The sequence below is a fragment of the Fluviispira sanaruensis genome, assembly GCF_004295685.1.
GTDB classification, from domain to species: Bacteria; Bdellovibrionota_B; Oligoflexia; order Silvanigrellales; family Silvanigrellaceae; genus Silvanigrella; species Silvanigrella sanaruensis.
In genome coordinates, this window is sequence record NZ_AP019368.1 from 2,834,987 (window position 1) to 2,856,500 (window position 21,514).

General features: G+C 30.2%; 16 protein-coding genes and 2 pseudogenes. 15 read left to right on the plus strand and 3 right to left on the minus strand.

The window, feature by feature from the left end; genetic code table 11:
- The first annotated feature begins 27 nt into the window (after window positions 1-27).
- From EZS29_RS11875 to EZS29_RS11895, 5 genes are all read left to right on the plus strand, one after another.
- Complete coding sequence (locus EZS29_RS11875) at window positions 28-2,031, plus strand: FAD-binding and (Fe-S)-binding domain-containing protein (protein WP_130610908.1); 2,004 nt, start codon at window positions 28-30, stop codon at window positions 2,029-2,031.
- A 14-nt stretch (window positions 2,032-2,045) separates the two neighbouring features.
- Window positions 2,046-2,741 carry a heterodisulfide reductase-related iron-sulfur binding cluster gene (locus tag EZS29_RS11880; RefSeq protein WP_130610911.1) on the plus strand — a complete coding sequence of 232 codons (696 nt, stop codon included), beginning with the start codon at window positions 2,046-2,048 and terminating at the stop codon, window positions 2,739-2,741.
- A 141-nt stretch (window positions 2,742-2,882) separates the two neighbouring features.
- Window positions 2,883-3,062 (plus strand): hypothetical protein, encoded by a 180-nt coding sequence (locus EZS29_RS11885; protein WP_130610914.1) that lies wholly within the window; start codon window positions 2,883-2,885, stop codon window positions 3,060-3,062.
- Between the two features lie 863 nt (window positions 3,063-3,925).
- A complete protein-coding gene (locus EZS29_RS11890) occupies window positions 3,926-4,249 on the plus strand; it encodes a transposase (protein ID WP_130610917.1) in 324 nt (107 codons plus the stop codon).
- On the plus strand, window positions 4,231-4,404 hold the full coding sequence (locus EZS29_RS11895; RefSeq protein ID WP_130610920.1) for an integrase core domain-containing protein: 174 nt from the start codon (window positions 4,231-4,233) through the stop codon (window positions 4,402-4,404). The genes EZS29_RS11890 and EZS29_RS11895 overlap by 19 nt, the downstream gene beginning before the upstream one ends.
- Before the next feature lie 185 nt (window positions 4,405-4,589).
- Here the strand turns inward: EZS29_RS11895 and EZS29_RS11900 are convergent, their stop codons facing one another.
- Both EZS29_RS11900 and EZS29_RS11905 read right to left on the minus strand, forming a co-directional pair.
- Entirely contained in the window at window positions 4,590-4,898 is a 309-nt protein-coding gene (locus EZS29_RS11900; RefSeq protein WP_130610923.1) for a hypothetical protein, read from the minus strand.
- A gap of 139 nt (window positions 4,899-5,037) precedes the next feature.
- The gene (locus tag EZS29_RS11905) at window positions 5,038-9,051 is read right to left on the minus strand and encodes a non-ribosomal peptide synthetase (protein ID WP_130610926.1); all 4,014 of its coding nucleotides are present in this window, start codon (window positions 9,049-9,051) and stop codon (window positions 5,038-5,040) included.
- Window positions 9,052-9,712: 661 nt separating this feature from the next.
- On the opposite strand from EZS29_RS11905, the gene EZS29_RS11910 reads away from it, so the two are divergent.
- The 4 genes and pseudogenes from EZS29_RS11910 to EZS29_RS16360 form a co-directional block, all read left to right on the plus strand.
- Complete coding sequence (locus EZS29_RS11910) at window positions 9,713-10,357, plus strand: transposase (protein ID WP_130610929.1); 645 nt, start codon at window positions 9,713-9,715, stop codon at window positions 10,355-10,357.
- A gap of 191 nt (window positions 10,358-10,548) precedes the next feature.
- Window positions 10,549-11,316, plus strand: coding sequence for an AAA family ATPase (locus EZS29_RS11915; RefSeq protein ID WP_130610932.1), 768 nt, complete (start codon window positions 10,549-10,551; stop codon window positions 11,314-11,316).
- 48 nt (window positions 11,317-11,364) lie between these two features.
- Entirely contained in the window at window positions 11,365-11,517 is a 153-nt protein-coding gene (locus EZS29_RS15995) for a hypothetical protein (protein ID WP_172603924.1), read from the plus strand.
- A 202-nt stretch (window positions 11,518-11,719) separates the two neighbouring features.
- Window positions 11,720-11,884, plus strand: a pseudogene (locus EZS29_RS16360) (BrnT family toxin); the annotation flags it as partial.
- A 48-nt stretch (window positions 11,885-11,932) separates the two neighbouring features.
- On the opposite strand, the gene rhuM reads toward EZS29_RS16360, so the two are convergent.
- Window positions 11,933-12,127, minus strand: coding sequence for a RhuM family protein (rhuM, locus tag EZS29_RS16365; protein WP_216678745.1), 195 nt, complete (start codon window positions 12,125-12,127; stop codon window positions 11,933-11,935).
- A gap of 751 nt (window positions 12,128-12,878) precedes the next feature.
- Between rhuM and EZS29_RS11925 the strand changes: the two genes are divergently transcribed.
- The 6 genes and pseudogenes from EZS29_RS11925 to EZS29_RS11945 all read left to right on the plus strand — a co-directional run bounded on the left by EZS29_RS11925 (window position 12,879) and on the right by EZS29_RS11945 (window position 21,354).
- Window positions 12,879-17,153: an AAA domain-containing protein gene (locus EZS29_RS11925; protein WP_130610935.1), complete on the plus strand. Its 4,275-nt coding sequence runs from the start codon at window positions 12,879-12,881 to the stop codon at window positions 17,151-17,153.
- A 110-nt stretch (window positions 17,154-17,263) separates the two neighbouring features.
- Window positions 17,264-18,412, plus strand: a complete 1,149-nt coding sequence (locus tag EZS29_RS11930; RefSeq protein WP_130610938.1) for a hypothetical protein — start codon at window positions 17,264-17,266, stop codon at window positions 18,410-18,412.
- A 160-nt stretch (window positions 18,413-18,572) separates the two neighbouring features.
- Window positions 18,573-19,229 (plus strand): YdcF family protein, encoded by a 657-nt coding sequence (locus tag EZS29_RS11935; RefSeq protein WP_130610941.1) that lies wholly within the window; start codon window positions 18,573-18,575, stop codon window positions 19,227-19,229.
- A gap of 99 nt (window positions 19,230-19,328) precedes the next feature.
- Window positions 19,329-19,904: pseudogene (locus EZS29_RS16145) on the plus strand (carbamoyltransferase N-terminal domain-containing protein).
- Window positions 19,885-20,670 carry a carbamoyltransferase C-terminal domain-containing protein gene (locus EZS29_RS16090; protein WP_216678672.1) on the plus strand — a complete coding sequence of 262 codons (786 nt, stop codon included), beginning with the start codon at window positions 19,885-19,887 and terminating at the stop codon, window positions 20,668-20,670. The pseudogene EZS29_RS16145 and the gene EZS29_RS16090 overlap by 20 nt, the downstream one beginning before the upstream one ends.
- 42 nt (window positions 20,671-20,712) lie before the next feature.
- A complete protein-coding gene (locus EZS29_RS11945) occupies window positions 20,713-21,354 on the plus strand; it encodes an MFS transporter (protein ID WP_130610944.1) in 642 nt (213 codons plus the stop codon).
- Window positions 21,355-21,514 lie beyond the last annotated feature (160 nt).

Consider the following 21,514-nt stretch of genomic DNA (forward strand, 5'->3'; position numbering starts at 1 on the left):
ATTTTCTCTTGGAGAACTAAAGTTAATATGCTCGAAAATATATATGAAAAAAAAAGAACTCAATTACCCAAAATGTTCTTCAATGAAATAAAATCCATTTTACCCAAGGATAGAATTCATAACGACCCACTCTATCTCAATGCCTATGCTCACGATGCCAGTCACTATGTCCTTATTCCAAAGCTTGTTCTTGTGGTTGACGACGAAGATGAAGTGCAAAAAATATTACGGCTTGGCAAAAAATTTCGAGTCCCCATGACTTTCCGCGCTGCGGGTTCATCTCTTTCGGGCCAAGCCATCACCGATTCCGTCCTTCTCGTGCTCAGTTGGAAATGGCGCAAGCATAAAATTTTAAATGAAGGTAACGAAATTTCGTTGCAACCTGGAGTCAAAGGCAAAGACGCCAATCTCTATCTTGCAAAATACAATCGGAAAATCGGCCCCGATCCCTCGTCCATCGATTTTGCGAAAATTGGTGGTATTGCCGCGAACAATGCCAGTGGGATGTGCTGCGGAGTAAAAAATAACAGCTATCACACTATGAAATCCATCCGAATTATTTTAAATGACGGGACTCTATTAGACACTTCCGATCCAGAATCTATCAAGAGTTTTAAAAGAACACATAATAAATTATTAACTGAACTACTCCAAATACAATCTTCAATTAAGCAAAATGCTAACTTAACAAAAAAAATTCGGGCAAAATACGCGATAAAAAACACAGTCGGTTATGCCCTCAACTCCTTTCTTGACTTCACCGATCCAATCGATATTTTAGCCCATCTTATGATTGGCTCAGAAGGAACATTAGGCTTTATTTCTGAAATCACTTACACGACCCTTCATGAAGAAAAATATAAAAAAGCGTCCCTTTGTTTTTTTAAAAATATCCGCTTTGCCATGGAAGCAGTTTTACTTTTAAAAGATTGTGAAACCTCGGCCGTGGAGTTTATGGACAATGTTTCGTTAAACTGCACAATCGAGCATCTTGGGGAATTTATGCCAAAGGAGTTTGATCCCACAGCAACAAGCGCGCTTATAATTGAAATTCGTTCTGACTCAGAACGTGAGTTAAGTAGAAAAAATTTAGATCTGAATGATATTATTTTAAACAGTCCAGGCTCTATGGGAATGACAGAATTTTATGCCGATGAAAAGTATAAAAAGATTCTCAAAATTCGCAAAGAAATATTACCCATTGTCCAAGGAAATAGAAGTGCAAATGCAATGGCACTGCTCGAAGATATTGCTTTCCCACTCGAAAAACTTCCGGAAGCCATTGACGATCTCAAAACACTTTTTATCCAACACAATTATGAAAAAACCTGTTTGTTTGGCCATGCAAAAGATGGAAATTTACATTTTATTATGGAACTCGATTTTGCCAGCAAAGAAAGTATAAAAAATTACGAATTATTTATGGAAAATTTAGCCACACTGGTTGTCCAAAAACACAACGGTTCGTTAAAGGCAGAACATGGCACAGGCAGAAATATTGCCCCCTTTGTCGCATTGGAATGGGGCGAAGAGGCTAATGCCATTATGTATGCTCTCAAAAATGCTATCGACCCAGAATTTATTTTAAACCCCGATGTCATCTTATCCAGTGATAAAAAGATTCATTTAAAAAATTTAAAAACAATGCAAGAAGTAAGCAATGCTTTTGATAAATGCACAGAATGTGGAGCGTGTGAAAGAATATGCCCTTCCTATGGGTTGAGCCTGACACCGCGCCAAAGGATAGTTTCCTTACGCACTATGCATGAACTTAAAATTAATATGCAAACTAGAATTTTTAAAAAAATGCAAAAGAAATTTAAGTACCATGGTTCGGAAACATGTGCTGCGAGTGGAATGTGCGCTGTGGTTTGTCCCGTTGGGATTGACACTGGAAAAGTGATTAAAAGCTGGCGCGCAGAACAGCAAAATATTTTCAAGTATATTTTCTGGAATACACTTGCTCAATTCCACGCAGTAACAAATTTTATTGCAAAATATTTTTTAAAATTATTAAGAAAAGTTCCTTAACAAAGGCTAAAACAATGAGTGATAAAAAAGTTTATATTTTCCCTTCGTGCGCAAGTAAATTGTTTGATAATAATCATAAAGAAACTATGATTTACAAACTTGAATCCATTTTGCGTAAACTCAATTACGAAGTGATATTCTTAAATCTAACCAATGAATGCTGTGGTCTTATGTATGACAGTATGGGACAAAAAAAGATTGCCGAAAAAAAATTGAAAAATATTATCAAAAAAATAAACGCATTGACAGGCAATAGCAATGCCCCCATTTTAGTTGAAAATTCGAGTTGTGTGCTAGAAATTCTAGCTTATGAAAAACTGGAAGAGGAGTTACCAAATTTTAAAGAAACAATTGCGTTTATACACAATGAACTTAAAAATTATCCTCTAAAAAAGCAAAAAATAACAGCCATGCTCCATGTCAATTGCAGTGTGACCAAGTTAAAAAAAGGGGGGGAAGTTGTTTCTTTAGCTAAACGCTGTGTCTCAGAAATCATTATTCCAAACGATATTTTATGCTGTGGATTTGCTGGCAGCAAAGGCTTTACTAATCCTGAACTCAACATAAATGCTCTTAAAAACCTGCGAGAACAGATCCCAGAAAGTTGCCACATCGGTTACACATGCCTCGAGACCTGCGCTCTCGGCTTTTCAAAGCACAGCGGAATTCCCTATTCCTCTATTTATCATTTACTCGATGAAAGTATGTGATAAATTTTTTAAAAAAATATTCATATTGTTTTGCTTAAAATTTTTCCATTTTTCAATTCACAAACTTCATAAAATTTGTTAATAAAATCTAAGAACGTCGATTTTAGATTTTATTTTTTAAGAATTGTAAGGAAAAATAAAATGACACTTTATAAAGAAAAAGAAGTGCTTAAAATTGCCCAAAAAATAGAAGATGAGTTTCAGACTCTTTACAAACTGCCTGAGCGAATAGAACCATGGAAGGGCTATTTAGTGCCCGTCCAGAAATACCTTATTTTAAACATTTATTTATCTAACATTAAATTGATATTTATTTTTTAAGTATAGGATACTCTTCAGTCTATTAAAAATAGATTGATATTCTAATAATTTAGTTTAATATCGTACTATATTTTCTCTTTTTATATATAAAATTTACACTTTGTTTGCGATAATTGTTAAATTATATGAAAATAACACAGACCAAATATAGCATTTATAACCAGATAAACCTTTCCATGTTGTGCGATCTAAACCAAACTCTCTTTTTAATGCCGAAATTTTGCTTTAAATTACAGCACAAAACTTTTTTAATTTATTATAAACGTAACTACTTTTAACCATTTCCAAGATTTTTAATCCACATATTTTTGTAAAAAATACATCTGTAACAAAGGACTCTTTGTATTTAATACATTATCTTTAGAAGAAAACCCGCCATCCGCTTAAATCTGAAGAGGAAATCTTTCATAAATGATTATTTTGTGCGTTTACAAGATCCATGAATTTAATTGCGTCTGATGGATTTCCTTGTTCAATTTGACAATCCAACACTAAATTACTTTTGCCAGTGATTAAAAATATTTTATACCCAAACTCAACTTCCCTTCGACTTTTTACAATAACATCTGTGTGTTCTTCAAATTTTGAAACTACTTTTTCTTCTGATTTAAAAATCTTATGATCTATAATCCTAAATATAGTTTGTGCTATAATTGCTTCTAAATGAGTTCTTACATGTTAAAATTACTCAATTATTTTTAAAACTTTTTTTCTTTTTTTTAAGAGATTCTGCTACTTTAATATAAGTATTAATATGATTATAATTATCACCAGACTTCACTATTAAATCCCTGTAAAATCTTATATTTTGATCATACCCCCCATTTCAAGTTGACACTTTTTCACCGAGAAATGGGGAGTCAATGGACAAGTTAGCAGAGCCGCGTAGGCGATTCGGGTACCAAGAAAAACGTGCAATTTTGGAAGAACATTTCAATTTGGGGTTGAGTTTATCAGTACTTTCTCGTAAGCAGCAGATCCACCCTGTTACTCTGTATAGCTGGAAAAGGAGCTTAAGTATTACTGAAAGTACAATGAAATCAAAGGACAAAGAATGGCTCAGTGCTCGAGGCTCGATTTATAGAGATAAATCAGTTCAAAATATTGCGAGAAGCCTTGGTTTAAAGCCTTGCTATGCCGCTCCATACAGCCCTTTTCTAGCAATGGAATGGCTGAAGCATTTTTAGGCACATTTAAAAGAGATTATGTTTTTGTCAATGATTGTTATTTTGCTGATTGGGTTTTAGAGCATTTAGAAAAATGGTTTTACGATTATAATCATTACGCACCTCATTCAGGACTTGCAATGATGAGTCCAGTGCAGTATCAAAATTCACATTAATCATGTGTCAACTGAATTGTGGTCCATTGCAATTTTTTCTTCGGTATTTGTATTCAGAGTTAAAATAACCATGCTTTTATCAGGTTTACAACTATATTTCAATTTCTTTTTTTTCAAATAATTATTATTACTCAACTCATTTTACTGAAATACATTTCTTGATAGAACTGTTATACAATCATAAATTAAAGAAGAATCCGTTGGTCTATGTATATTTGTTTCCACCACAGTGCTATCAACTCGTACAGTTCGTCCTTTCTCATATCCTTTTTTCCTGCATATTTTAGCAATATTATATTTATCTTTTCCCATATTTTAAAAGATATTTCTTTAATATTCTCTTGAAGTGATGAGTCTGAGTAATATATACTAAATGGTAACTTTACAAAAGCTCTTCCAGACTGTAAATCTGCTAAATGAAATTCAAGCTCTTTATATGTCCACTGCCTTTGCTGTTTTAAAATTGCTGCGCGAAATACCATCTCAGATGACATTCCTGCCGCCCCTTTATTGCTTACTATTTTCCTTCGGAGAAGATCCTCGTGAACCCAATCTAGTATTTCTTCATGTTGCTCTAAAATTTCACATGTGTGCATCGCTGATGACTTACGTTTGTCATGGTACCCCAATCACCTAGGTGGCTCTGCTAACTTGTTCATTGACTTCCTTTTCTTGCTGAAAAAGTGTCAACTTGAAATGGGGGTTGCGATCATATTCCTTTATTTCTTGTATGATTAAATCGTGTGCGTCAGCAATACTTATATGGTTTGTCCCATATGCATTTATAATATTTAATTGACTATTTGAGTTTAATAATTCTGCAATTCTATTATCTTGTATATTTAATAATAAAATTTCATTTTCTAATGTTTCTATATGATCACTATATAATTCCTTCGCTTTAAATAATATAACTCTGGAAAAATTAAGTTTGTTTGGAATTTTTTGATTTGCTAATAAATTTTCAATTTTTGTGTTTAAATATACCTTATCTAAATATTCTTCGTTATGTATAACATTATTCATATTTTTGAACTTATTCAGGTTTTTAATGAATTCATAAAATTGATTTTTATCTAATTTCATTTCGAATTGTGTTCCACCATGATTGAATGTATCAAGTAAATATATATAAATTTGTTTCCTGCCCCTTTCTTCAAGTTGCCTTGCCATTTCTAAACAAAAATAGCCACCAAGTGACCATCCTAGTAAATGAATAGTTTCATTATTATTTATATTTTCATCCATAATTCTTAAATATAAAGCTGCTAATTCTGAAATATTTTTTATTTTATTTTCATGATGAAGATTATAGTTTTCAATTCCATAACACTGAAATAATGAAGTTAGTTTTTCTGCTAATGGAATATAAACTTCACTCCCCGAATGGGCGGGATGTACCATAAACATTTTTTCTTTGGCATATGAATTGTTTAGTTTAATAATTCCTTTCAATGAATTTATTTCATTCTTAATTAATTCAGAAAGTTTCATTATATTTTTATGAATATAAAATTCAGCTAAACTAATATTAACATCAAAATTTTTATTAATTTTATGAAGTAATTCAATTGCATTAATACTATTGCCACCAATTCTAAAAAAGTCATCAGAAATTCCAATTTTTCCGCTAGGGAGTGATAACACCTTTTCCCAAACATCACATAAATTGCGTTCCAATTCATTCCTTGAAGGCATATATTGTTCATTTTTTTCAAAACTAGGTTCAGGTAGTGCTTTAATATTTAATTTACCACTGGAATTTAAAGGCAACTGGTCTATTTTTTCATAAAAACTAGGAACCATGTAGTCGGGCAATTTAGTACTTAAATACGAATTTAAATTCTCAATAGAAATTGGATTATAAGCAACATAGTAACAAATTAATGTTTTATTATTATTATCATTTTCACTTGTTTCTTTTTGTAAACTTTTTGCAATTACCGCAACCTGATTCATACCAGGATAAGTTAACATAACATTTTCAATTTCACTCAGTTCTATTCGATGTCCTCTTATTTTGATTTGATTATCAATACGACCTATATATTCAATTTCACCGTTTTCCGTTAAACGAACTAAATCACCTGTTTTATATAATTTAGAATTAATATTTAAATTTTTTTCGATATCTGTTTGATAAGGATTATCTATAAATTTTTCGTTTGTTAATTCACAATTGTTTAAATATCCTTCGGCAATACAAATTCCACCCAAATATAGCTCTCCAGTAGCATAAATCGGAAGAAATTGAAGGCTTTTATCTAACACATATATATTTGTATGATCAAATGATTTTCCAATATATGAAACATTAGACTTTAATTTATTATCAGAGCGAGGAGAAGAAAACACTTTGACTGTTACTTCACCTGTTTCAGTAGGGCCATAATAATTATAAAATGACTTTCCTTGATTTAGGAATCTTTGAAAATGTCTAAGTTCTATTGATTCACCACTAATCATAATTTTATTTAATGATTTTAGATGATTCAAGTTAACATTATTAGAAAATATTTTAAACTGTGAGGGAACAAAATGGCAAATGTTAATATTATTTTCTTTAATTAATGTTTCAATTTCATTTATATCAAATATTTTCTTTGTTATATAAAGTTTTCCGCCCGATAATAAAGTGCAAAATATATCAGAAAAAGAAACATCAAAAATGATATTAGTTTTAAATAAATATGAATCATTATCGGTCATTTCATTTGTTTTAATCATAAATAAAATACGATTCACACAGCTAGCTTGGCCCATCATGACACCTTTTGGTCTTCCAGTAGTTCCAGAGGTATACAATAAATATGTTAAATTATCACTGTTAATTGGTTCATTTAAATTGTGATAAGGTTGCTTATGAATTTTAAGTAAAATGTTTTTTGAATTAATGCAAATCTGTTTCTCTGGATAAATATTTTTTATAATATCTTTTGTATCATTTTCAACCAAAATTATATCAGGATTAGCATCATTTAAAATATATTGAATACGTTCTTTAGGAAAATTTGGATCAAGTGGACAATAAGCTTTACCAAGTTTTAATATAGCGAGTATTGAAATTATCATTTGTTCGCTTCTGTTTAAACAAAAAGCTACAAAATGTGTTTTACCTATTTCAATATTTGTCTTTATAAAGTTAGCAAGTTGATTCGCTCTAATATTTATTTCCTTGTAACTAAATTGTAAATTATTATATACAAGGGCAGTTGAATTTGGATTTTTATCTACCTGCAGTTCAAATAATTTAGTTATATTTTGAGATTTATTTATAAAATTTAAATTAGAGAGTGGATGATTAAATAATTTTAAATTTCCTTTAGCATTATTAAATATAAATCGAGAAATTAACATATCTAATTTTTTATCTTCTAAGAAATAAGTAAGTGTTTGATTATAAATATTCATATAATTTTGTATAAATAAATTTATTAAGTATTTAGAAACATTTTGATGTTTATAATCAAGCCTAAATTTAATTTTTTGTGCATCAGCTTCAAATTGAAATATAATATTATGTGAAAATCCTATATTAGAATTTTTAACAACAGAAGCATCAATATCATTAAAACTTAAAGAATATGATTGAAAATTAGAACTTGAGAAAATAATATTATCATATTTACATTTCATTAAATTATTAACTTCATAGTATGGAATATATCCATAGTTAACATTATTTTGTTTTAATTGTTTTATAAATAATATTGATTGATTCATAAGTTCTTCAAAAGTTAAATTTTCATGTATTGAAAAAGGCAAAAGATTTAAATTAACATGAGCACCGAATTGTAAATCTATTCCTTCTTTAATTGAAATTGGATAACAAATACAGAAATTATTTTGTTGAGTATATTTATATAAAGTAACTGCATAAATTATTTTTGAAAACAAGTACGGTGTGATTTTATATTTTCTTTTGATATTACTAATAATTTGTATTTGCTCTTTGTTTAGTTCAAAATAAATTTCACTAATTCCAAATTTACTTTGAATTGAATTATCATTTATTATATTTTCTTCAAAATGACTAGAAATATTTAAAAAATCAAGCGATAATATTTCGCAATTTTCTAATTTAGTTTTCCAAAATGATTTAAAATTTTTACTATGCTGATTAATATATTGATGCAAATTCTCAGACAGATCATTAATTGAATTAATTATTGATAAGTTTGTAAATAATTCTTCACTATTATTATTATAATAGAATGATAATTTGTTGTAGATATCAATAGTAGATAGGGCATCTAGTAAAATATGATTACCAATTAGTATGAATCTAAATTGATTCAATCCTGTTTTAAATAATAAAAATCTATATAATGGTCCATTTTCTAAATCAATTGGTTCTTTTATGTAATTATGATAGTCATACGTTAATAATTCATTTTCAATGTATAATAATTTTGATATATTATTATTTTTTACCCAATATAATTCATTATTTTCCATTATAATATGTGAATTAAAGAGGACATGATGATTTACAAATTGAACTAACCCTTTTTCTAACTGTTCAATGTTTAAATTTCCATTAAGTTCTTGATCTAATACTATGTGATAGTCTGTTCGATTTTGATTTAATTTCCACTCATAATAAAATGTTTTATGATATGGGGATAATTTAATTTTATATGTCATGTTTTAGCTCCAATCATATATTTAATATTTAATCATGATAGTTATAATTAGTACAAAAAGTTTCTTCCCTATAATATCTATCCAAAATAGCCCAAGTTAACCGCAGAATACAAAAGAAACTCATAAATACCTATAGAAATTTAAAGAGACTTGCTTTCCGCAGGCTTAAAATATAGACAAAATGAGTAACTAAAGATAAAGGTTTAGTCGCAAAAAAAAATCTATCCAAGAGTCACCTATGATATGTATTACAGTACCAAATGAAATTCGTAAAGTAGCAGACCGCTATAAAGATTTAATTTTAAAACTCCAAGCAATTATAATTGTATTTGTGTTCTTTTATGCTTGCATCTGTTTGGGATGAAGAGTTTATCTTCTACCGCAAGGGAATTAGGATGGAGTCAATCCCTTTCGACCATTCAAAGTAATTTATTACATAAGTTTACTGCAAATCGATTTATGAGAAGGTTACGTTCGGGAGCTTTGAATAAATTATAAAATGAAATAAATAATGAAGATTTTTGTTATGCAGTTGATGAAACTTCAAATATAAAGACAGGGAAAAATGTGTTTAGTATTGGTAATTGGGGTAAAAGCAATAATAACGTATATACGGGCCAAAAAAAATTTGTCTTTTCTCTTGTAAATAAAATAAAAGGTTATGTATTATCTTTTACTTTATTTTATCTGTGAAAAAATTGATGGTAAAGTTATTCAATTTGGATATGAGTTAGAAATCAAACTTTTAAAAAATATTTTTGACAAAGGATATCCAATTCTTCCTGTCGTATTAGATTCTAGTTTTGACTCGATATCTTTAATGAAGAGTTTAGATGACATGAAAGTTCCTTTTTGCATTCATACAAAAGATAATCGAAAGGATAGGCATTGCAAATCACCTAAAATGCCTTGGAAAACATGGAAATCTCATTATAAAAATAAAACGAGATACAGTGTCAAACTTTTAAAAACTGAGCATCAAAAAAGGTCAAGGAAAACAAAGTACATACAAGAAAGCTTTGTATATATTAAGGGAAGAAAATCAATATTAAAATTAATTGCAGATTACAATAAGTTAACTGATTTCTGCCATTTTGCAATTTACGTAACTAATGATCTAAAAATGAGTGGCGGATTTCTATATGAACTTGGTAGAAAACGCTGGTTGATCGAAGAGCTATTTAGAAAATTAAAGCAAAAATTATCTTTTGGTAAGCTTTTGTGTACGGGTAAGGTAGCAGCAGATCTTTCCATCTGTCTGCCATTTGCATTAATTATCTCCTTACATTTATCACCGAATGAATGACACCAAAAGAATGTACAATCTATAACGATTGGGACTAAGATTGATAGAATTAAAGCTGAAAATTTTGAAATAAGTCTTTATATAATTATACATAATACAAGTCATTTAATCGCCAATAAACTAAAAATAAGAAAGAGAAAAGACCGAATCAATAAAAAACCCATGGATTCCTTTGCGGAAGAACGAATTGCTTGTTAAGTCGTTGGAGGAGAAGAATATTTTTTGTTTTTATAAATTATTTTCTGGAAACTTGGGTTAATTTTGATGACTACGCAATTTTACTTCGTTTAATTCAACTAAACTGTGGTGGACTTCCTGATGGAGCACAAGGAGAAGAAGTCTTTAAATTTGATCACGTTGTCATAGACGAAGCACAAGATTTTGGCGCTTTGGAACTGATTGTCCTTTTAAATTCGGTCAATTCTCGCACAGGTGTTACTATAGTTGGTGATGTCAATCAAAAAATTGCTCCTGGAAAAGAATTTGTCAGCTGGGATGAACTCGCAAAACTTTTAAACATGGGCGAAGCAAAAGTCACTCGCCTTGAACTTGGCCATCGCTCTTCATTGCCTATTATGTGGCTTGCCGACCATGTCATTGAGTCTGAGCCTATTTTACAGGGTCGAGAAGGAACGTATCCAGAAGCAATTTCCTTTGCTTCACAAAAACTTATTATAGAATACCTTGCACAATTTATTTTAAAAAGAATCAGTGAAGAACCCAATGCGCATATCTGTATTGCCATGCGTTATAAAAAACTTCGACCTACGTATTTAGCAGAATCAAATAAATTATTGGCTGATAAAAATATCGATATAAGAGCGGCTGAACGTGATAATTTTGCCTTTCGTAAAAGTGTTACGTTAACAAATGTTCACCAAATAAAAGGACTCGAATTCGTCTCCGTAATTGTTGTCGATGGCGATATTTACACTTGGACGTGCGATGCCGAATCGTGAAGACTGCTCTATGCGGCTCTCACGCGTGCCCAAGAAAACTTTATCGCTGTGTGCGAAGGACAACCAACCCGCCTCCTTACTTTTCTCGATGATCAAAATTTTTGTAAACCCTTCGAACGCTTTATTACTCAACAAAACTATAAACCCGTTGAACTCAGAGATGAAGAAATTGAGGATGCATTTCATATTACGGAATTGTGAGAGTGGGGGTTAAATAAATTTACTTTATATGCATCTGTTTACAGATATACAAAATACTTACCAGTATAAATATTTTACACTAAATCACCAGGAAATACTGTATTGTCCTTAATAATAGGATAATAATTATATCATAGAGGGCACGATGAATGTTTTTGAGTTCAATGAAGAGAAAAGTATATCTAACAAATAAAAACACGGCATCGATTTCGTCGAAGCACAAGAGCTGTGGGATGATAAAGAAGGGATTGAAGTTAAAGTTAATTATCCTATCGAAGAACGATTTATTTATATTGGTATGATAAATAGCAAGACATGGAGCGCTGTATTCACTAAGAGAGGGATTAAAATTAGACTTATTTCTGTACGTAGGTCAAGGGATAATAGAAATAGCCTTAAAAAAAGTTTCCTAAATTTATCTTTCATCATTGAGGATAAAGCCTTTGACAACATATTCTTTCAGAGTTTGGGTGGCCCAAATCCTAAATTGAGTGGCTTGCTTTGCATTGACTCGATACCAAACAGCGATAGTCACATCGAGGTTATAAAAATCGACGTCACGATTTACCTTGCGATCTCGATCACTTTGAACTATCCGGAAATTCCGGATAGTTCTATCTTCTTGTAATTATTGGTATTATAAATTGACTTAATATGCTTATTTATTGTGCGAACATCAATTTCAAAAACCTCTGCCACTTTCTTTTGCGAAAGCTAAGAGCTTTCATTTTGGAAAAAGACATCGATTTTTCTCTGCCCTTCATTGCCAGCATAAAAAATAATTTCAGATTCTATAAATTCTTCCATAGTTCACCTCTTTAAATATTGTCTTTGAATTTAAAAAGTCATTTAATACATTATTTATTTTTGGAAAACATTATAATTATTACTTTGATTTTCAAATCTGCAAGAAAAACATACTCTATTCAGAAGTTTTGCACAAGCCATAATGCCCCATTAACAAGCAATTATTTTTTGTGCCTTGTAAAAACTTAAAGATCAAAATAAAACAGCGAAAAATGAACTTTTAATAAAATAAATCTCAAAATTAAATTTTCTTGTTTACTTTTTAGTAATATACAAAATTATTTTAGAAAAAACCAAGATCTAGAATCACATTAAATTCTAATTAAATTTTATAATTTCGTTTTATAATATAATTGAAATATAAAAAATAAAAACGTGCATAAGAAAATTATCCAAATACGGAAAACTATAATTAAATAAAATTGATATTAAATATTGGTAATCTATTTAAAAGAAAATTTGAAAATTGGTAATCTATTTTAATAAAATAATTTTAAAATTTTGCACTCCAATATTATTAGTGCTATTTCTCTCTTTTTAAAAAAGGAGCTTTTATGTCCTCAGAGAGTCACCTTAAAAGGCAATTGATAAGGTATAAAGATCTTTTAGTAAATTTTTCAAGAAAAAATAGAGAACTTTATTATAAAGAGGTAAAAAATTCATCGATAAATTTATCTAAATTTCCTTTTCATCTAAATAAATTATCCAAAAATATTGAGAGTAAATTTTCACCCATTAAAGTATTAGACTCATCCTTTTCAAATAATTTAAAAGGAGATGTGTTAGATCTACATGAATATTTCATGTTTGATAAAATCAACGAGATAGAAAATATCCAAAATTTTACAAATAAACTTGATAAAATAAGAATTGCTGATGAAAAATTTCAAAGAGAATTTGGTATTTCTGGAGCATGGATATTAGGACCATTCTTATGTTGGAGAGCATCTGCGCAAATTTATAAGAGTGAATTTATAATTTCTCCTCTATTTAAAGTTCCTGTTGATATTATAAAAGACAAAAAAAAGAGACTTTCTCTCACCTGTGAGACTGACACACTCCAATTCAATCAGTCCTTATTACTATTTCTAAAGCACAATTATGGGATTGATATTTTAGATAATCTCAATTTCGATGATCCAATAGAAGCATTAAACTATTTTAAGTCTGAGTTAAGCAAAGTTGGAAAAAAAATCATAGAATCTGATTACACAACTCTTCCAAAGACACCAAAAAAAGTAAAAATTATTCGTGATGAAAATGGCGACGTAATTGAACGAGTGCAATTAAAGCTAGAAGAAGAACTTTCCACAAAAGAACTTGAAATTTATAAAAGTGTAACAAATACAGAGTTTTTATTAATCGATGTCTTATATCTAGACCAACTGAATACGAATCGAGCAATGCTTATTAATGACTATGATGGAATACTTGACATAGGACATGAGCATTCAATTTTAAATGAACTATTCAATGGCATAGCAGCTTCATCAGAGCCAGTATTAGACAAAACACAATTAAAAGAATTAGATTCATACCAAGAAAAATACAACCACTTCGTTGTAGATATAGACGGTTCTCAACATCGGGCCATCGATAAAGCATCAAAATCGAGAGCAATTGTTATTCAAGGTCCACCAGGTACAGGAAAAAGTCAGACAATTGTCAATCTTATTGCAGATTATCTAGCGAAAGGAAAGAAAGTTTTATTTGTTTCTGAAAAGCGTCCTGCACTCGATGTTGTTTTCAATCGTATGAAAGGCGCAAATATCGAGAGCCAATCTGTGCTCATACACAGTAGTGACTTAAATAAAACGGATCTCTATAAATCTTTTCTTGAATTATCCGAACTCAGACCAAATGAAAAAGAAGAAAAAGAGTGGATAAATAAAACGAGTTCCTTGGATAGAATTAAATCTGAAATTAATAAATACGCAGAAATTTTACAATCTGAACATCACCCTAGTTTATTAAAAATTGCCGATCTTATTTGTATTGCAGGAATGCATAAAAAAAATTATTACATACCTGAAATATACCAAGAATTTCAGCACTTGGATTACGATGCTATTTTGGATATATCAGAATCTCTTTCATTAATACAAAATATACTTATAAAACATCCAAATTTTCAAGAAAGTCCTTGGATAAATAGATATGACTCAACGATTAACTCAACTGGATTAGATTATGCGCTTAAAGTGCTTAATAATAAATTATGTAAAATATGCGAAGAAAAGAAAAAAATAAAATCAACTCTTATCAATATTAGTAATGAATATGAAAAATATCCCGATAATTTTCATTTTGAATCCATACCATTACTCTATGAAAACACTGATATTTTTGAACCATTTTGGAACACATTAGGAACAGGGGCAAAAATAAATTTTTCCGCTCTTAAAGAAAAGATTCTCGAAGAGCAAAATATTTTAAATAATAATTTTAAGCAATACTCTCTTATAAAAAATGATACTCAATTAGAAGTAATTATTGAACTTGAACAATATTACAAAAAAAGGCGGGGATTCTTTGATTGGTTTAGTTCTGCTTTTTGGTCTTATCGAAAAATTAGAAAATCTGTCTGTCCCATTTGGGATGGAACAGCAGCAATATTTAGAAAATATATTGAATACAATTCATCTTATAGAAAAATAGGAGAATATTGTAAAGAGATTATGAAAAACTTCAAGTTTGATCGTAATAATTTATTAGAACTTGAGACTTTATTAAAAAGTAATTTTTTAACTCTGGAAAAAATTTCTCTTTACTTAACAAATGCGAATAATTTTTTACCCAAAAATCTTTTCGAGAAATGCCATATCTCATCAAATAATTTTCAAATTGTACAAAATGAAATAAAATACTTAAATAATTTATTCGATCAGAACAAGACGTTAATAGATGAAACAGAAATAATTTGGACTTCACTAAAAGGATATATTTCTAAACTTCCAGAAATATCCAATTTAGAAGAAAAATGCAGATTTATTCAGTTATTAATAACAAAACAAGAAGACTTAGAATTCTTAGACCAAGTAGATATTCTCTTAAACGAAATATCCACAAGATATCATTTACCAAATTTAAAAGATAAAATTGTTTCGCTTTTATTTAATAAACAAAATAATTGGTCAAGTATTTTCACTTCTTCTGTTTTAAACGGCTGGGTTGATGAAGTGCAAGCTAACCACCATCAACTTCGCTCTTATAACAACAATGTTTTAGAAGATATTAATAAAAAATTCGTTGCAGCCGTTGAAGATCATAAAATATTATCACGCTTTGCATTACATCAATCCTTTGCAAAAAGATGGACTGGAATAAATAGCGATCGCAGTGGATTACCGCTTCTTACTAAAGAAGCATCCAAGCAGAAAAAAGTGTTATCGCCAAGAGAAATTATGGAAAAAGGAGCATTAAATACTATGTTCCAACTCAAACCTTGCTGGCTTATGAGTCCATTAAGTATCAGTCAAATATTACCACTTAAAGCGGGTTTGTTTGACGTTATTATTTTTGATGAAGCTTCACAAGTAAGAGTTGAAGACGCAATTCCTTCTATTTTTAGAGCTAAGACAATGATTGTTGTGGGTGATGATAAGCAAATGCCGCCTACTACATTTTTTTCAGGCATTTTACCGGATGACGATGATGATGAGGAAGAGGAAATATCTCCAAGCATACTTGATTTAGCAATACAATCTTATCCCTCAGTGCTTCTTGAATGGCACTATAGAAGTCGCTCAGAAGCTTTAATAGCTTTTTCTAATCGAGCATTTTATGGGGGAAGGCTTATAGCAGCACCAAATCCACAAACTTTAAGTTCAAATAAATCAATCCGATTTACTGAAATACAAGATGCATATTTTAAAGGAAAAGAAGGAAATGAAATAGAAGCGGAAATTGTCATTAATCATCTCATTAAACTTTTAACAGAAAATGCCAATAGATCATTTGGAATTATTGCCATGGGCATATCACAAGCAAATGCTCTGCAAAATGTTCTTGAAAATAAAATGTCTGAAAATTCAAAAGCTGCAAAACTTTTAGAAAATGCACTTAACTTTAAAGAAGGTGATGCTGATGCAGGATTATTTATTAAAAATCTTGAGAATGTTCAAGGAGACGAAAGAGATCAAATTTTATTATCAATTGGCTATGCACCCTCAGCACCAAATAAGCAACTTCGCCTAGGATTTGGACCATTATCGAGTAGAGGTGGAGGTAGACGCTTGAATGTTGCTATTACAAGAGCAAAAAATGGCATGAATATTTTTTGTTCCTTTAATCCAAACTCCATACCGATTGATGAAGAAATGTTCTCAACCAATCCTGAACTATGTATATTTGGTCGTTACTTACGCTATGCAAAATCAATTTCTGATGGAAATACTGAAACAACAATGGCAATATTAAATTCATTTCCAGTTTCAGGAATAATTACCACAAAAAAACCTTCTAGATTTTCCTTAGACGTAAAAAAGAAACTCGAACAAAGAGGACACTATGTATCTGCCGAGATAGGTTCGAGCGGATTCTACATTGACCTAGCAATTCATCATCCTAATGTGCAGAGCAATTTTATCTTAGGTATTGAATGTGATGGAGCAGTTTTTCATTCCACACAATATGCACGCGATAGAGATAAAATTCGCCAGAATTTATTAGAATCAAGAGGGTGGAAAATAATCCGGATCTGGTCTTTGGATTGGTCAAAGAATTGGGAAAAAGAAATATTGCGCATTGAAAATGCACTGCAAGCACTTTTAATTAATCCACTCAAAAAACATAATTTCTCCTCTGAGTCAGTCAGAGTAAGTTTGTAGAAAAAAATCCATATTAGTAATTTAAGACATGTATTTTTTCTAGGCAAAACTTTCCACTTAGATCCTTCTTTTTTCTGTCGACAAACATAAAAATAAGGAGAGGGGCGAGTATGAAAGGTTCTCAGATAAAATCATTAGTAGTTTATGTGTTATTTTCAATAATCCATATCTCCTGCAACAAAGGCAACGGAGGCACAGATTCAAATAATAGTGAACAGGCAAAAAACATAAATTCTTTGCTTAATTCAACGCCTGATAAAGCTAAATATATAGCAGATTCCATTACAATTGCTCCCATTAAAGTTACCGATAAAGCAAATAATTGCTTTGCCCATATTAAAACAGAAATGATTGGTTTCTCACAAATTATAAATGATTATAAATTAGTGTCTGGCAAAATTGGCGGACAGAAAGGTTTAGCCCCAGCAACAGGTGTTTATGAGATTATCATTAATGGAAAAGCAAGAAAGTTATTATTTAAGCAAGGCAGAAATGATGGAGAAAATATAGCAGAATATATCGCTGCAAATTTTTATGCTTGTTTCCTCCAGGGATATGGATCTACAGTATTCTATGCAATCAGAGATAATTCTATTAATCCAAAAATTCATAAAAAAGCTGACTTACATGAGGAAGTCTATGTTGGAACTATATTTTTTGAACAATATAATGAAATTTTTAAGATTATGGGCCTAAAGGATCGACCAACATTTTTAACATTTCATAAAGAAAGCATTAAAGATTTTATTATTAAAAATATAGATACAAATTTGGGTGATGTGATTGCTGTTGCTTTATGGCTGGGTGATTATGACACGCATACTGCAAATATAGGCACAGCACTTGTGAATAATAAAAAAGAATTTGTGAAGGTAGATCATGGCTGGAGTTTTGCATATTTTACAGACACTATGAACTATAAAAGTGTTCCATGGTCATTATTGAAGGCAAAAGGTAAGCCGACGAATCATTTTGGTGATTACGACCGTGAAGGTTTTTTTACTAAACCTAATGGAAAATTTTTGAATAAAATAAAAGAATTAAAATCTATTGAAAAAGAATATATTCGTCTTATTATACAATATTCATTTGCTGAAACAGATAAATTCTTTGAAGACTCTGGATATAAATCCTTTGGAGAATGGATTGGTATTGAAGAGAAAGTTCTATTAAACTCAGATAAAACTGTAAATAAAAATAAATTAATAGATTATTTAACAGATAAATTATATAAAAGAGCACAAAATGGTATAAAATAATTTCATTATTTTATTAATCTTTAATTTAGAGTAAGACTGAATACATCCTTTTTTACTAAAATTAATTATTGAACTAAAAAATTTTAAATTGTTTTTAAAAATTAAAATTTAATGTCTATCTCTTTAGACAAGTTTTTCTTTTAAAACGGAGAGTCTCACAATGAATGATATAAATGAAACAAGCGTTCTGCAAAAAGCAAAGATTCTTTGGGATTTTCTTTGTGCTGGAAAGTCACGCACTCAATGTGATTTAATTGTTGCTTGCGGCTCTTATGACTTAAGAGTTTGTGATTATGCCTGTTCACTAATAAAAGAGGGATATGCTGAGAAATTAGTATTCTCTGGCAATACAAGAAACTGGACAAAATATTTGTGGAATAAAACGGAAGCAGAGATTTTTTACAATAGAGCTCTCGAACACAAGCTTCCATCAAAGAAAATTTTTCGAGAAGAGAGAGCAACAAATCTTGCAGAAAATATTTTATTTTCAACTCAACAGTTTCCGGATGCAAAAAATATACTATTTCTTACGAAAGCGAACACGGTGAGGCGACTTGGACTATCCATACCAATACAAAATCCAAATATTAGTTATAATGTAGATGCTCCTGAATATGAGTTTCCTTGGGGTGTTTCTAATGCAGTTGGTATTTTTGGATTAATTGACGAAATGGTCGGTGATTTGCATAGAATAATTGAATATCCAAAATTAGGTTATCAGTTAGAATGCATTGTTCCTAACGAAGTATTAGATGCATGGGAATATTTAATCAGCAAAAAATTCGATAGACATTTATTGATAGAAAAAAAATATTGACAACTCTTATTTAATATCTTAATAAATTCATGATAACATTTTTTTTAAAAAAATTTCTTGATAATTCTTTTAATTTTAAAATATATTAAGGATAATTAAATGAAAATACTCGGAGTCACAAATAACGATCAGGCTGGAGCGTGCATAGTTGCAAATAATTCTGTTCTCTGCACAGTGAGTGAAGAGCGTTTCACACGGATTAAAGATCATAAAATTTGGCCCGAAAAATCTATCAATTATGTTCTAAATGAGCTAAACATAACCTTACCTGAAATAGATTATATTGCTTATGGATAGAATGCGGGATTTTCTGCAGAAAAACATTTACCACTTTATTTTGATAGAATCTGTGATCAAGCTCTTCGTAATTCTTCCGCTTTAAAATATTTAAAGAATCGGATAATTGATGAAATAAATAATGATAAAGAAAAAAGATTGGAATTTGAAAGCTTCATTTTAAAAAATAAATTACAAGAAAAAGTAATTTATATCGATCACCATGAGTGTCATGCTATCGGAGCATTTATTTGCTCCTCGTTTCAAAAATCTCTTGTAATCACTTGTGATGGCAGAGGAGACTTTCAATCTTTTACAGTAAGTTTATTTACAAATTCAGGTTTTGAAGTTTTACAAAGAGAAACAAGCATCGATAGTCTTGGATACTTTTATAGTTGAAGGGGTTAAACAAATTTATATATTACCTTGCATGGGTGATGGAGGATTAGCTCTGGCCGCAGCGGTATCTGTTCCATATTTAAAAATGAAGAACAAAGTTCATGTTCCAAATATGTTACTTGGTCCAACTTCTGGAAAAACAGTTGATAATATAAATCTTCTAAATTTAAAATATCCAACTTTAACTTATTTTAAGCCAAATGATATTTATAAAACGATTGTTAATTTACTTAAGAATAACAAAGTTATTGGTTTATTCAGAGGTAGAATGGAGTTTGGACCACGCGCACTCTGCAATCGCAGTATTATTTATCATTGCAAAGATAAAACAATAAATGATTGGCTAAATAAACGGATGAACAGAACAGAATTTATGCCTTTTGCCCCTGTAGTAAGTGAAGATTTTGCAAGTCGATCTTTTAAAAATTGGCAGTATAATAATATTGCCGCGGAATACATGACAATTACGTATGATTGCGAAGAAAAATTTATAGAATCTTGTCCCGCAGTTGTTCATATAGATAATACTGCTCGACCTCAAATCGTTTATAAAAATAAAGATCCTTTTATGTATAATTTACTATCAGAATGGTATAAAGCATCTGATCAGGTTGCCTTAATAAATACTTCATTTAATAAGCATGAGGAACCAATCGTTTGTGATGCAAAAGACGCCTTCGATGCGCTCAAATCAGGAATGATTGATTTTATTGTTATGAACGAAGAAATTATTGTGCATTTAAAAGAAAGAGAAACTTATAATTAATAATGAAAAGAGCTCTTTTATGATATATTCATTGAGTCAAATATGATAACACACCGTTATTTACAATTAATATATATTTTATTTTTTGCTGTAGAAGGGGTTCTTTATGCACTTTGGCCTGTGTGGTTAAAAACAATAGGATTTACTGTCAGTGAAATTGGATTATTAATTGCTGCTGCATTTTGGCCTCAAGTAATATCTAGTTTTCTTTTAGGATATCTTTCTGATTGGAAATATAATTCAGCTATTATTGCATCACTGCTTGCTCTTATTTCAACGATTTGCATTATTTTTTCTTTAAGCACTTCATCACTTCAGCTTTATATTTTAATCTCGATTATATATGGAGCAGCATGGACTTCGGTATTGCCCATCAGTGAATCTACATTGATAACCTCAGAAAAACAGGGCGAGATAGATTATGGTGCTACGCGCTCTATTGGTTCAATAACTTTTATAATTACTTCAGTTTTGGCTGGATTACTTGTGGCAAATTATGGCTATAGTATCGTTCCAAAATCAATGATTCTGTTCATGTTCCTTACCTTCATTACTTGCCTCGGACTTGCAGCTTCTCGAAAAAAATTTAAAGAACTAAACTCTAGAAAAAAATCCCCAGAAAAAGTCCGTGCACTGATGAATAAGCAGTTTTTCATTATTATATTTTCGTGTGGATTGATTTAATTGAGTCACGCTTTATATTTTTCAAGCATTTCTGTATGGTGGTCTAACAGTGGATATTCTGCATTTTTTATCAGTATATTTTGGGGAATAGCAGTCATCGCTGAAGCATATTTTTTTGCTATATCACCCAAAATTTTGAAAAAAAATTCAATTGAAAAAT